The sequence below is a fragment of the Ralstonia psammae genome (genome assembly GCF_958405935.1).
Taxonomy (GTDB): Bacteria; Pseudomonadota; Gammaproteobacteria; order Burkholderiales; family Burkholderiaceae; genus Ralstonia; species Ralstonia psammae.
Genome location: NZ_CATZBU010000004.1, coordinates 220,903 through 233,611 on the forward strand (window position 1 = coordinate 220,903; position 12,709 = coordinate 233,611).

The following is a 12,709-nucleotide window of genomic DNA, read 5'->3' on the forward strand; positions in this document are numbered from 1 at the left end:
CTCAGGCGACGTTTACCGCGTCACGGTAGATGGCGAGGGCTTCGGCCAGCCGTTCACGGCTCTTCGCATCGAGCGGCTTGGCCGGCGAGCGCGCCGGACCGGCGGGCATGCCGAGCATCTCGGCAGCGGTCTTGAGCACCACGGGCATGGTGCCGAGCGCAAACGCGTCACGCAGCGCGCGCAGCGATTCCTGTGCTGCGCGCGCGGCCGGAATGTTGCCCGCCTGGAACTGGTTCCAGATCGACATGACAACCTGCGGCACCGCATTGGTGGTGGCCGCCACCGCGCCGTCGCCACCGGCAATCAGCGTCCAGAGGATCATCGAATCGGTGCCGGTGAACACGGCAAAGTCGTCGCGGCGCAGGTTGATGAGCTGCAGCAGGCGGTCGAAGTCGCCGCCGCTGTCCTTGATGGCACGGATGTTGGGGATGTCCGCCAGCCGGCGCACGGTGTCGACGGTGAGCGTCACGCCGGCCTTGGCCGGAATCGTGTACAGCAGGATCGGCAGCGACGTCGCGTGCGCAATCTGCTCGTAATGCGCAAACAGCTCCGGCTGCGTGGCGCCATTGAAGTACGGCGTGATGACGGACACCGCATCCACGCCCACGTCCTGCATCTTGCGATTGAGCGCGATCACGTCGCGCGTGGCATAAGCGCCAGTGCCGGCCACCACGGGCACACGACCGCGCGCCTGGTCCACGGTAATGCGCGCAATGCGCAGCTTCTCTTCTTCGCTCAGCGCGATGAATTCACCATTCGTACCGAGAACGAACAACCCATGGACACCCGCGTCGATCAGGCGATCGACCAGTACACGCAGGCCGTTTTCGTCCACGTCTTCGGTCGGGGTCATCGGGGTGATCAGGGCCGGGACGATCCCTTTGAACGACGTGGTCATGTGGCGATCCTTTCGTTTTCGTGGTGGGCAGGGCAGCCCTTAGGCCAGCTTAGTTGGGAAGAATGCACGGCTGAATTTCTCGTGCATCGATCGATTCGGTCATTGTAATTAGAAAAATGATCGAATCGATCATTGTTTACCCTGATCTCCCCCGACCGCCGCAGCCAACTTGGCGCAATGCTGTGCTGTTTGTTTGGTACAAAGGGCACGCAGGTTGCTGAACGCACCGGTCATTCGGGAAAAAGCGGCGGCGAATTTTGATCGATTCGATCTAAATTGGGACAAAAGTGGATCAAGTGCCGCTTTCAGGTCAATGCAACTTGTCCACAGCACCGCGCACATCGCTTGCAAAAGCGACCGCAAGCAGTTGACGCACAAAGGTTTGTTGCACGATGTAACCGCTGCGCCTGATGTGGATAACTTCCGCTGCACGCACACGTTTTACGTGATCTGCATGTTTGCCTAAACCCGTCAAGCCCTTTTGTGACTTGGGTCTCCGCCGTTGGCGCGGGTTATGCACAGAACATGTGGATAAGTCTGTGGGAAACACCATCCGAGCCGCGTGGGGACGGGTTCTGATCGGCGTTGCTCGTGAATTTGGCACGGCTTGTCCGGAGCGGGCGGCCCGCGCATTGCAACGATTGATTACAACTTGAAACAGCAAGTCGAGCGCCGGTTGGCCAGACTCCCGATATGCGATGGCTTCATCGCGACCGACGCATTCAAGGAGAAGAACATGGTTCGGGTACTGACGATTCTGCTGGCCGGTGCCACGTTGCTGACGGCAACCGGCTGTGCCGACATGACGGCACGTCAACGCAATACCGCCATTGGTGCGGGTGTGGGCGGGTTGGCTGGCGCTGCTTTGATTGGCGGCCCGGGCGCCACGCTGGGCGGCGCCGCACTAGGCGGCCTGGTGGGCAACGTATCGACGCGTTGATCTGGATTCGACCTCGGCGTCGACCCAAAAGAAAAGAAAAGCGGACCCGAGGTTAAACCTTTGGGTCCGCTTTGTTATGCCCGCGCGCGGCTGCGAGTGCGCAGCAACTCTTCCAGCGCCGACACTTCCAGCGGTCGCCCAAACAGAAAGCCTTGCACTTCGTCGCACGCGTGTGCGGCCAGGAAGGCCGTTTGTTCGGGGGTTTCCACACCTTCGGCTGTGACGGTCATGTTCAGCGCGCGCGCCATCGCGATGATGGTCTTGGTGAGCGCCACGCAGTCGGCCACCCCGGGTACGCCGCTGATGAACGATCGATCGATCTTGATGTTGTGGATCGGCAAGCTGCGCAGGTACGACAGCGACGAGAACCCGATGCCGAAATCATCCAGCGAGATACGCACGCCCCGTGCGGCCAGGCTCATCAACAGACGCTGCGTCGATTGCCGGTCGGCCAGCAGCACGCTTTCCGTCAATTCCAGCTCCAGCCGGCTCGGCGCCATGCCCGAGGCCTTGAGCGCTTCATCGACGTCGCGCTCGATCACGCCCGCATCGCATTGCCGCGCGGACACATTCACCGCCATGCGCCCCGTGAAGCCGAACTTGCGTGCCCATGCCTCGCCCTGCGCGCAGGCTCGCATGAGTGCCCAGCGGCCGAGTTCGAGGATGTAGCCAGACTCCTCTGCCACGTCGATGAACTCGGTGGGCGACACCGCGCCCAGTTCGGGGTCGGACCACCGCATCAGCGCTTCAACCGCCACCAGTTCGCCAGAGTCCAGTGCGTACTTCGGCTGATACACCAGCCGCACCTGACCGCGCCCCAGCGCACGCCGCATGCGCTCGTTGAGGGTGAAGCGGCGCAGCATCTGTGTTTCCAGCGCGCGCGAATAACGGGTGATGCGGTTACGGCCGTTTTCCTTGGCGCGGTGCATGGCGGCTTCAGCATGGCTGACCAGCGTGGCCGCATCGCCGCCATCTTCAGGGTAGGCCGCCACGCCGATGCTGGCCGACAGATGCACTTCGCGTTCGCCGCCGGTAAAGGGGCGGGCCAGCGCGTCGAGCACCTGCTGCGCGAGTGTGTCGGCGGCGTTCGGGTCATCAATGGCTACGCAGAACTGGTCGCCACCCAGGCGGGCCAGCAACGCGCGCTGGCCCGCCTGGGCACGGATTCGCTGCGCTGCCATGTTCAGCACCTGGTTGCCCATGTGGTGCCCCATCGCCTCGTTCACCGTCTTGAAGTGGTCCAGCCCGATATACAGCAGCGCGGATTTCCCCGTGGACGGCAGCGCCAGCCGCGCATCGAGCCGCTCGATGAATGCCGCACGATTGGGCAGGCCGGTGAGCGAATCCTTGGTCTCCAGGAGGCGCAACTGCTCGTAGGCGGAGCGCTCGGCCGTGATGTCGGTAAAGATGACCAGCACTGCGTGCGGTGATGCGCTGTCCGGGGAGAACATCGGCAGCACCGATTCGCGCAGCCACACGATCTGACCATTGCCTGCCGGCACGCCCACGACGACGTTGCTGATCGCTCGCCCCGTGCGGGCTGCCAGCGTGGAAGGCCATGCGGCGCGCGGCAGGATGGCGCCGTCTTCGCCCAGCATCATGTCGCTCAATGCCACACGCGGGCGGCCCTTCCATGACGCGCCCGACATGCGCAGGATCTCGGCCGCGCTGCGGTTGTACGACAGCACACGGCCATCGGTCGACAGCGTCAGCACGCCCTCGCTCAGATGATTGACGACCAGCCGATACTGATCGCGCAGCTCGCGGGACTGCCGATATTCGTTTTCCAGGCGCAGCAGCTTGACCAAGGCGGCGATGTAGCGGCCGCACTCTGCGCGCAGCGTCGCGTCGTCGGGTGGGGTGGTGCCGGCAGGGAAGAACAGGCAGAGCAGATCGTCGGCGACGGCCATGCCGCCATGCTGGGCCGGGATGCGGCACAGCCACGTCGGCTGCGCGGTGTCCAACACCCCGACGAGCGCTGCGCGCAAAGCCATGGGCGCATTGGCTTCGCGAGTCAGTTCGATGGGCGCCAGCTCATTGAGCAGCGGAGCGATGCGGGCGAGTTCGATATCAAGCTCGCCCTGTGCTGTGGTGGGCAAGTGTGCCGCAGGGGCGTCGTGCAATGTCAGCCGCGCCCGGGCGTGCTGCGTGCCATAAAGCCGCGCGCGTCCTGAAATGACACGCACCACCACGCATAGTGCTGACGGCAAGGTCGCTTCCAGCGCCCGCAGCGCAGCATGCAGCCGCTCGCCAAGCGAAGCAGCGGACGGCAGCGTGGAAAGCAGATGATCGAGATGCTCGTGCGGCAGCGCTGCGCCAATGGCTTCGGCGCTCAGCACGCGCTCGCTGGCCTTGCCCGGCAGTTGCGCATCGAGCGGCAGAGGCAATCCGTGCACGACCACCTGCTGCGCCGGCAGCCCATCAAAGCGGGTAGGCGTGACCGTCAGCCGAACGCTGACCACCTCGTTGGAATCGCCGGCGGAAAGGGCCGAGATGAGCTGTGCCGCCGGGATGGCCCGGGTGCCGGCCGGTGTCGTATCGGCGTCTTCTCCGGTGCCGACTTCCAGCCACGTGGGCACGTCCTGGAAGAAGCGTGAGAACGGCTCGCCGAGCAGTTGGTCGGCCGAGAGCGCACGCACCATGCAAACGCCGGCAGCATTGGCAAAGACGATGCGGCCTTCGAGCACCACATAGAGCGGAACCGGAAGGCTTTGCGCCGACAACGGGTAGGAAATTTCGTCTTGCATCCCACGCTCCAACCTGAGGTATTGCCCGACATCTCACTACGCATGGACTTCGGGCGAAGCTGGCGGAGAGCGCGGGCCGGCTACCGGAAGTTGGGGCAATGTTCTTCATGATGCGCAAAAGTCGGGCGCGGCGCAAAGTCTAGTTTGTGGCCGATACAACACATTGTGAATTCGCTTTGACGGTCGCGCTGCTGTTCGTTTGCGCCTCGGGTTTCAAAACGGCTTGCTGCGGCTCGGCTGCGGGCGGTGTTTCTATTGCGGTATCCGCGCCATTCCAATTTTCCCGCGCGGCGAAATGCTGATCGATCCAACGATGCGTCAGTGCTAACCCGATTGCACACATCAAAACGCATGTTCCCATTGTCAGGATGAAATATGCGCTGATCCGTTCAACTGAACGTTCCGCAAAGAAAAAGGTCGCGGCGGCAAACAGGGTACCTACCAGTACGCCAAAGACCAAAAGCAGAAAGAAAAAACGACGCGGCAAGGGTGGATTCATCGTTGTCTCATCCAACTGCAGCCAAGGGGCTTGTTGCTTTGAATCGTTTTACCGCCAGCTCGAATGGGCATGCCATGACAGGTGCAATCGCGGTGCAATGGCATGCCCGGCGCGCGGCGGCCTGCGTATGAATTGATATTGCGTTTGCTGTACTGCTGCGATGCTGCAGATTGCTGCTTGCGGCAAAAGCCAGAATTGCGGGACCCGGCAACGCTTGCTATGGTGGTGGCACTGAAATGCAGCGCGATACCGGTTTGTGGCCTTGCATGATCGCGTACGCTAATCCGATGCGTCAATCTGACTTTCCGATTGAAACCTGAGCATCCGGTGTGCCACGAGTTGATTCCTGGCTTAGTGGCGCAGTTTGAGGGGTTGCCATCAAAAACGTTGGAATTTGATTTCAGTTATGAATACAATTGATCTAATATCTGGTCAACACCAGATTTCACACGAAACTTTATTGGGAGCGCATATGGCGACATACAAGGAATTGGTTGCACAAAGGGCCAAACTGGAAGAGCAGATCGAAACGGCGCGCGCCAAAGAACTGGAAGCAGTTATCCAGCAAGTGCGTCAGACGGTTGCCGAATATGGCCTGACGGCTGAAGACCTGGGGCTGGCCCAACGTCGCGGCCGCCGTGCTGGTGCCAAGGCGCCGGTGCCGGCCAAGTATCGTGACCCGAAGACGGGCGCAACGTGGTCCGGCCGCGGCCGTGCCCCGGCCTGGATCGGCAAGAACCGCGACAAGTTCCTGATCGCCTGATTTGTCTGGCACTGCCTGACGCGCGCGCAAGCGTGCAACGCAAATGGCCCACCCGCCCGGTGGGCCATTTGCGTTGCTGCGCGTGATGATCGTTCCTGTATAACAACGGCATGACACCCCGCCTGCCCAAATATCTTGAACTGGCCGATCGCATTCGGCTCGACATCCTGCACGGAACCTTGCCGGCCGGCAGCATCGCGCCCAGCGAGAACGAAGTCGCTCAGCGCTACGGCGTATCCCGTCTGACGGCGCGCCGAACACTGAATGAGCTGGCGGCGCGCGGGCTGCTCAAGCGTTCGCGTGGGCAGCGCAGCGTGGTGCTCGACCGCGTGGGGCCGCATCGGCCGGTGCTGTACGCGCCGGGCCAGTCCGACGCTGCGCTGGAATACGTGCCGGGCGCCGTCTACACGGTCAGTGCATATCGACTGGAGCCGGCCGACGAGACCGTGGCCGCCGCGCTCGACCTGGCGGTGGGCGCGCAGGTGGCGTTTGTCGAGCGCCGCGCCCAAGTAGAGGGGCAGCCCATCATGTTGCTCCGGACCTGGCTGACGTCCCGGCTGGCGGCGATGCTTGAGGCACGCGACTTTGAAGATCGCCTGTTCGTGCAGGTCTTCCAGCGCGCCAACCTGACCATCGCGCGCTCGCGCGAGGCGCCGCTGGCCTGTGTGGCCGATGCCCACCAGTCCGCGCAGCTCGGCGTGGAAGCGGGCGTGCCACTGGTGCGCGTGCGCCGCATCGGTTACAGCGTGGCCGACGTGCCGATCTCCCTCACGTATTGCGACTTTTCCCCCGAGCGCTACACGCGCGAAGTGGATATCCGCGTGCTCCAAAACGACTGAAAGCGCACTGCGCCAGACCGGTGCAGAAACGGCGCCACACACCCAGCAATGGGGACTTGTCCGCCTAGGGTATTCAAGCTAGTCTGCGCCCCTTCCCAGGAAAACGTATTCATTTGTGAAGCGATTGCTTTGCCGACAACGTATTGGCACGGCTGTTGCATTCACGGCGCCATCTCAGCAGCGGCGGGTTGAGCCACCTGCTGCCTTAAAGCTGATTCAGTCGATTCAACACACCGGAACCACAAGAGGGAGAAATCAACGATGCAATTCAAGCGAGGTTTTTCGCTGGCCGTGCTGGCTGCCGCTGCGGGTCTGACCGCAGGCGCGGCGCAGGCCCAATCGTCTGTGACGCTGTACGGCCAGGTAGACGCCTGGGCGGGCGCCACCAAGAACCTGGGCCAGGACCGCGCCTGGGGTGTCAACTCGGGCGGCATGTCGACTTCGTACTGGGGCCTCAAGGGCAGCGAAGATCTGGGCAACGGCCTGAAGGCGATCTTCACGCTGGAAGCGTTCTTCCGCCCCGATACGGGCAAGTCCGGCCGCTTTGATGGCGACCACTTCTTCGCACGTAATTCGTTTGTCGGCCTGCAGTCGAACACCTGGGGCTCGATCAAGCTCGGCCGCAACACGCCGCCGTACTTCGTTTCGACGATCCTGTTTAACCCGTTTATCGATTCGTACACTTTTTCGCCGATGGTGTTCCACACCTACCTCGGCAACGGCCGTTCGGGTGCTGCGGGCATTTCGGGCCTGGTGGGCGATTCGGGCTGGGACAACTCGATCATGTATTCCACGCCGGACATGGGCGGCCTGACGGCCAACCTGATCTACGGCGCCGGCGAGCAAGCTGGTCACAACGGTCAGAACAAGTGGGGCGGCAGCCTGCTGTACTTCCGCGGCAATTTTGCGGCCACGGCGGCGTTTCAGCAGGTGCGCTACGACGGCGCGCCGGGCGACCTGAACAGCCTGGTGGCTGGCTTCTCGCGCCAGACGGCGGGGCAGCTGGGCGCCACGTATGACTTTGGCGTGGTCAAGCTGTACGGCCAATACCAGTACATCAAGAACACCATCAGCACCGGCGACGCGAAGAGCAACGGCGGCCAGCTGGGCGTGTCGATTCCGGTGGGCCCGGGCGCCGTGCTGGCATCGTATGCCTACACGAAGACCTCAGGTGCGGCTGACGTGAAGCGCAACACCTGGGCGGTGGGCTACGACTACTCGCTGTCCAAGCGCACCGATGTGTATGCTGCGTACTTCCGCGACAAGGTGTCGGACCTGTCGACGGCCGACACCTTCGGTGTAGGCATCCGCGCAAAGTTCTAAGCCTTTCGCGTTCAGCTTTTCCTTGTCACCGCCCGCGTCTCGACAGCGTGGGCGGGCATTTGCCACGGCGTCCGGATTCCGGGCGCCGTTTTTTGTTGTGCTGAGGAGCCCAAAGGGCGGAGCGTCAGCCGGTGCGCGCCAGGCGCAATGGCGGCGAGAGCGGCGAGACCGGCGATGAGGACTCGGCTCCAATTTTCGGATGATTCAGCAGCATGGCGCCGCGCTGTGTGGCAACGAAGACGGCCTCGGTACGGCTGCGCACTTCCAGCCGGCGATACAGCGCGTTGATATGCGCCTTGGTTGTCGCCTCGGAAATGCTGAGCATGCGGCTGATGGTTTTGACCGGGTGCCCGCGCGAGAGCAACACGAGAATCTCATATTGGCGCTGCGTCAGGCCAAGCAACGCGCAATCGTCATTACCATGGGCCGAACCTGCTGCAATGGCTTCGGGTCGTGTCAGCACGATCGACGCCGGCACATAACGGCCGCCGGCAAGCACCAATTCCAATGCCGCTGCAATCAATTTGCCGGAATAGCTTTTCAGCAGATACGCCGAGACATTCAATTGCATCAGCGTACGCACATGCGCAGCGGAATCGGTTTCGCCCAGTACGGCGACATGTCGGGGGTGCGGCTGTTGCAACAGCCGGGAGAGGGCCGGCAGATCGTCGATGCCCGGTAAGGGCAGGCCGATCAGGGCCAGTTCGGCGTCCGCATGCGCCGCAAGATTTTCAAAGAGGGCTTCGTCCGGCTCGACGCTGACCACTTCAGTGATGGCCGGCAAGGATTGCAACACATGGGTCGCGCCGGCACGCACCAAAGGGTGTGCCTCCACTACGATTGATTTCACTGCGCCGCCTGTCTGGTTATGGTTTGTTTGCCCATTCCCGGAATCAGCTTGTTGCCGCGTCTATTTGGACCAGCCGGTCCAAAAATCAATGCAGCCGTGCCTGTGGAAATGCTTCTGGCGTGCGGTCTCGGTATATTTCCCCGTTCAACCGGCAGTCACCGCAGTGCGGTGCCGCCGGGCCGAAACCTTGGCACGCCATTCAGGCGCAAATTCCTTCCGGTTTTTCTTGTTTATGTCGCCAGGCGCGGAGGATTAACCCCGCCAAAATCGCAGAATAAATCCCCAGCATGCTTGTTGCACCCATCAATGGGATGTAAACCTTTTTGTTTACCCCGATCGGTGGTGTGCTGGACCCCCCTATAGATAGCAGGATCAGGCAGCAGCAGCTAGCCCCACTTTACGCCCATTGACGTGAGCGTAAAGCGGGGCTTTTGTACCCAAAAACGTGTTGTGGTGGCTTATTGCGCGACGACCGAGAAGCGCGGCATCGACAGCGGTTGTTTGCCATCGCGGCCATAGGGTGTGCCGCCGCCGTTGTTGGCGGCATGCAGGACGGACAGCGCGTTCTGCGTGGCACGCAGGCGCAGGTCGATCAGGGTGCCGTTGTCGATGTTGCGCTGGCGCAGCAGGCGGGCCAGGGCCAAGTTCTCGTCGAACAGTCGGCTGGCGGTTTCATCGGTGCGCAGGTATTTGACCAGCCCGTACGGATCGGCGCCGCCGTGCTGGGCCCACCACAGGCGGCGGTCGCGGTCGGCCTCGCCCAGCGCGGCAAGCTGTTTCTGCTTGGTCTGGGTAATGCGCTCGAGTTCGACCATGTCGCCATCGCGCAACGCCTGCGCTTCGGCATCCAGGGTGAGGGTGGCTGCGCGCAGGAGTTCCTGCTCGTCGGCAAGGGTGCGGATCAGCAGTGTGTTGTCCATGGTGACTACCTCAGGCTGGGAAGCTTGGGCAGCCGCCGGCCGGCACGCCGCCCCGCCGCGATCAGTCGAGAGTCGAAAACCCTCGGACCGGCGGCGTCAGAAAATACAGGGGACGGACGACGGGAAACCCCCGTCAGACCTTCTTGGAGCGCGTGGAGAGCAGCGATTGCGCGTCGGAAAGCGCCGCATCGGCGATCTTGCCGGCGTCCATCTTGAGCGTGCCGTTCTGAATGGCGCTGCGGATCTGCTCGACGCGTGCGGCGTCGAAGTCGCCGCTGCCCACTTGGCGCGAGACTTGTTGGACCGACAGCGACGGCGAATCGCCGCTGTGGCGCGTGGTGCCCGAAACCGTCGTAGCGGCCGAGGACGAGCCGGTCGCGCGCGTCGACCCGGACGCTGCGTCCTTGGTCGGCGCAACGGCCGGCGTGTTGTTCACGATATGGTTGATTTTCACGGGTGTCTCCGAAGAGCGCGTTCATCCTAACACCCATATCGGCCAACCCCGGCCCAAACTTTAGCGGCAGGTATCGATAACGCATCACAGTGTGAAAGTGATCTATCGATATCAATTCGGTCTTAAAACTGGATCGCCACGACGCCGGCGGACTGTGCAATGCCGGAGACGACATTGCCGTTGGCGGTGCGTACCTGCGCCACCTGGCCCACGGCCGCCTGGTTCAAGGCCCGGCCGTCGCTGCTGACCTGGAAGCCACCGCCCTCGGCAATGAGCTTGACGGTCTGACCGGCCTGCACGGCAATGGGCAAGCGCAGGCTTTCTGCGCGCAGCGGCTGGTTGGCGGCCACGCTGGTGAGCAGTACACGCCCCACCACATCGGCCGGCTGTTGCACAACGGAGGCCGGCAGCATCGAAAGATCGCCCGTGCGGGCTTCCAGATCACCCATATCGAGCGTCTTGCCCGGCGGCAGCTGGTGTGAGGCGACGTAATACGTCCCCGTGATCTGGATCGTGGCCGGCACCCAGGCCGCCCAGGCGTGCGGCGAGCGGCAGCGCACGCCCACTTGTATGCGGCCGCGCAGGCGGTTGGCCGCCGGCAGCATCAGGTCGATCTGGTCGCAGGGCTGGTTGGCCACGCGTGCATCCACCGGGCCAACTTCCACCGACGCACGTGGCGCTCCCCCCTCATTCGTGCCGCCCAGGATGTCCAGTTGCGATTGCAACTGTTGCTGAATCTGCATCTGGAGGGCGTTCGGCCCCTGGATGGTGGTGGGCTGCACGGGCTGTGGCACGGCTTGGGCCGGCGGGTAGCCGACGCGCGTCATGCCCTGTGCATGCGCCAGGAGCGGGTGCACAACGCTGGCCAGCAGGCCCAGCGCCAGGATCAGCAACAGCTTGCGCTGGCGCGCCGCCAGCGGCGCGGCCGTGGCGGCAGGTCTGATCGGGTGGTGCGCGCTGCGTGCAAACCGCGTGGACATGGAAAGCCCCTTCATCAAAAGTCCGGTGAAGTGTAGCCACGCCTGCGCGAGCGCCAAATGCGGAAATGTCGGCCAATCCCCCCCTTATTCGGACGAATGGTCTTGCACACCGGCCCCTAGACTTTGCAACGTGGTGAAGTCCCTGGCGTTGTGCGGTTCCTGGCCGCACAGCCTGCCCCGGTAGACGGTTTCCCGGCTGGCTTTCGGATTCGCAGACAGGTCTTTTCCACTGAGGTTGCATGACGGCAACTCAGCATGACAAGCGGTTCAGCGGTTTTTGGAGACGGCATCGGCGGTTTTGAAGGGGCCGCTGATGCCGAGTTCTCCGGCCCAAGGGAACACGCAACACGCAAACGCAGTACAGAACGCAACCCCGGCGGGTGGCCGCCGTAAACAGGGCGCCACGCGCAAGGAATGACAGACATGGTCGACAAACTGGATCAGTTATTCGGTTTTCAGGAGCAGGCGCTGCACTTGCGCTCGCAGCGGCACCAGATCCTGGCCTCGAACATCGCCAACGCCGATACGCCCAATTACAAGGCGCGCGACTTCGATTTTCAGTCGGCGCTGCAGAAGGCGGTCGGCCAGCAAAGCGGTAACAGCCTGCCGATGACGGCAACGGCTGCTGGCCACCTGACAGTGGATGGCGCACCGGCCGGCGATGTGTCGCTGATGCAGGCCTCGCTGTCGCAGCAGACCAAGGCGCTGCAGGGCGAAGTGCAGTACCGCACGTCGCAGCAGCCGTCCATCGACGGCAACACGGTGGACATGGACGGCGAGCGCATGCGCTTTGCCGATAACACCGTGCGCTACGAGGCCGATCTGAGCATCGTGACGCAGAAGATCAAGTCGATGCTGGCGGCCATTCAGAACAGCTAGCGCGACGTAGCCAGAGCAGCAAGAGCAGCAGACAGGCATTAAGACGACCGCGCAGCAATCACGCGCGGCGAAAGAGGGGCGGGAACTGTGTGGCGCTCCGGGCCGGGAAATATCGGTCCGGAGCAAGCCGCCATACGGAACACCGGATCGGTCCGGCAGCAGTGCCGGCAACAGTGTTTGAAGACATCGGAATCAACATGTCGCTATTCAAGGTGATGGATGTAGCTGGCAGCGCGCTCACCGCGCAGTCCAAGCGCATGAACGTGGTCGCCTCCAACCTGGCCAACGCCGAAAGCGTGACCGGCCCGGACGGCAAGGCGTACCGCGCCAAGCAGGTGGTGTTCACGCCCGCGCAGGAGTCTGACGACTACGCCACCGGCGTGTCGGTCGACCGCGTGGTGGAAGACACCGTCACCCCCATGAAGCGCATGCACCAGCCGGGCAACCCGCTGGCCGATGCCGACGGCTACGTGACCATGCCGAACGTCGATGTGGTGGACGAAATGGTCAACATGATTTCTGCGTCGCGCTCGTACCAGGCCAACGTGGAAGTCGCCAACACCACCAAGACGATGGCCTCCAAGGCTCTGACCCTGGGCCAGTAAGCGGCTCCATTC

At 62.9% G+C, this 12,709-nt stretch carries 13 protein-coding genes; 6 read left to right on the forward strand and 7 right to left on the reverse strand.

The genetic code is table 11. The annotated features are described in order from the left end of the window. Position 1: 1 nt before the first annotated feature. Entirely contained in the window at positions 2 to 898 is an 897-nt protein-coding gene (gene dapA, locus R2N16_RS10545; protein WP_316665629.1) for a 4-hydroxy-tetrahydrodipicolinate synthase, read from the reverse strand. Between the two features lie 736 nt (positions 899 to 1,634). On the opposite strand from dapA, the gene R2N16_RS10550 reads away from it, so the two are divergent. Continuing rightward, positions 1,635 to 1,838, forward strand: a complete 204-nt coding sequence (locus R2N16_RS10550) for a YMGG-like glycine zipper-containing protein (protein WP_009277078.1) — start codon at positions 1,635 to 1,637, stop codon at positions 1,836 to 1,838. A 74-nt stretch (positions 1,839 to 1,912) separates the two neighbouring features. On the opposite strand, the gene R2N16_RS10555 is transcribed toward R2N16_RS10550, so the two are convergent. Further along, the gene (locus tag R2N16_RS10555; RefSeq protein ID WP_316665630.1) at positions 1,913 to 4,585 is read right to left on the reverse strand and encodes a putative bifunctional diguanylate cyclase/phosphodiesterase; all 2,673 of its coding nucleotides are present in this window, start codon (positions 4,583 to 4,585) and stop codon (positions 1,913 to 1,915) included. Positions 4,586 to 4,724: 139 nt separating this feature from the next. Continuing rightward, on the reverse strand, positions 4,725 to 5,084 hold the full coding sequence (locus R2N16_RS10560) for a hypothetical protein (protein ID WP_316665631.1): 360 nt from the start codon (positions 5,082 to 5,084) through the stop codon (positions 4,725 to 4,727). A gap of 472 nt (positions 5,085 to 5,556) precedes the next feature. On the opposite strand from R2N16_RS10560, the gene R2N16_RS10565 reads away from it, so the two are divergent. The 3 genes from R2N16_RS10565 (at position 5,557) to R2N16_RS10575 (ending at position 8,009) form a co-directional block, all read left to right on the forward strand. Continuing rightward, a complete protein-coding gene (locus tag R2N16_RS10565) occupies positions 5,557 to 5,847 on the forward strand; it encodes an H-NS histone family protein (RefSeq protein WP_316665928.1) in 291 nt (96 codons plus the stop codon). A gap of 110 nt (positions 5,848 to 5,957) precedes the next feature. Then, positions 5,958 to 6,686: a GntR family transcriptional regulator gene (locus R2N16_RS10570; RefSeq protein WP_316665632.1), complete on the forward strand. Its 729-nt coding sequence runs from the start codon at positions 5,958 to 5,960 to the stop codon at positions 6,684 to 6,686. Positions 6,687 to 6,947: 261 nt separating this feature from the next. Further along, positions 6,948 to 8,009 (forward strand): porin, encoded by a 1,062-nt coding sequence (locus R2N16_RS10575; protein WP_316665633.1) that lies wholly within the window; start codon positions 6,948 to 6,950, stop codon positions 8,007 to 8,009. 124 nt (positions 8,010 to 8,133) lie between these two features. Here the strand turns inward: R2N16_RS10575 and R2N16_RS10580 are convergent, their stop codons facing one another. The 4 genes from R2N16_RS10580 to flgA all read right to left on the reverse strand — a co-directional run bounded on the left by R2N16_RS10580 (position 8,134) and on the right by flgA (position 11,213). Beyond that, positions 8,134 to 8,859: a LuxR C-terminal-related transcriptional regulator gene (locus R2N16_RS10580; protein WP_316665634.1), complete on the reverse strand. Its 726-nt coding sequence runs from the start codon at positions 8,857 to 8,859 to the stop codon at positions 8,134 to 8,136. Positions 8,860 to 9,317: 458 nt separating this feature from the next. After that, positions 9,318 to 9,779, reverse strand: a complete 462-nt coding sequence (locus R2N16_RS10585; protein ID WP_004631399.1) for a flagella synthesis protein FlgN — start codon at positions 9,777 to 9,779, stop codon at positions 9,318 to 9,320. A gap of 133 nt (positions 9,780 to 9,912) precedes the next feature. After that, on the reverse strand, positions 9,913 to 10,233 hold the full coding sequence (gene flgM / locus R2N16_RS10590; protein WP_316665635.1) for a flagellar biosynthesis anti-sigma factor FlgM: 321 nt from the start codon (positions 10,231 to 10,233) through the stop codon (positions 9,913 to 9,915). 122 nt (positions 10,234 to 10,355) lie between these two features. Then, positions 10,356 to 11,213 (reverse strand): flagellar basal body P-ring formation chaperone FlgA, encoded by an 858-nt coding sequence (flgA, locus tag R2N16_RS10595; RefSeq protein WP_316665636.1) that lies wholly within the window; start codon positions 11,211 to 11,213, stop codon positions 10,356 to 10,358. Between the two features lie 423 nt (positions 11,214 to 11,636). Between flgA and flgB the strand changes: the two genes are divergently transcribed. Together flgB and flgC are read left to right on the forward strand one after the other, a co-directional pair. Then, positions 11,637 to 12,092, forward strand: a complete 456-nt coding sequence (gene flgB, locus R2N16_RS10600) for a flagellar basal body rod protein FlgB (protein WP_045203514.1) — start codon at positions 11,637 to 11,639, stop codon at positions 12,090 to 12,092. 197 nt (positions 12,093 to 12,289) lie between these two features. After that, positions 12,290 to 12,697 carry a flagellar basal body rod protein FlgC gene (gene flgC, locus R2N16_RS10605; protein ID WP_316665637.1) on the forward strand — a complete coding sequence of 136 codons (408 nt, stop codon included), beginning with the start codon at positions 12,290 to 12,292 and terminating at the stop codon, positions 12,695 to 12,697. Positions 12,698 to 12,709 lie beyond the last annotated feature (12 nt).